Source organism: Streptomyces antioxidans (genome assembly GCF_000968685.2).
Classification (GTDB): Bacteria; Actinomycetota; Actinomycetes; order Streptomycetales; family Streptomycetaceae; genus Streptomyces; species Streptomyces antioxidans.
Map to the genome: position 1 here is coordinate 1 of NZ_LAKD02000265.1, position 386 is coordinate 386.

At 76.7% G+C, this 386-nt stretch carries 1 protein-coding gene; it reads left to right on the forward strand.

The features are described 5' to 3' along the window. A partial coding sequence (locus VT50_RS38085; protein ID WP_143645418.1) for a KR domain-containing protein occupies positions 1 to 386 on the forward strand: 386 nt, incomplete at both ends.

Here is a 386-nt window from a genome sequence, read left to right on the forward strand (position 1 = left end):
CCTACGCCGCGGCCAACGCCTACCTGGACGCCCTGGCGCACGCGCGCAGGGGCCGCGGGCTGACCGCGACCAGCGTCGCGTGGGGTAGCTGGGACGGCGCCGGCATGGCCGAGGACGAGGGCACCAAAGATTTCCTGGAGCGCCGTGGCATCCGGGCGATGGCACCGGCCACCGCGGTGCGGGAGCTGCGCAGGGCCCTCGAGCACGACGACACCGCGGTGGTGGTGGCCGAGGTCGACTGGCCGCGGTTCGTACCCGGCTACACCGCGGCCCGTGCGCGGCCACTGCTCGCCGAACTGCCCGAGGCGCGGCAGGCCGCGGAACCCGTGGCCGACCCGCGCACCGCGAACGGCCCGGCGCTGACCGAGCGGCTGTCGCGGCTGTCG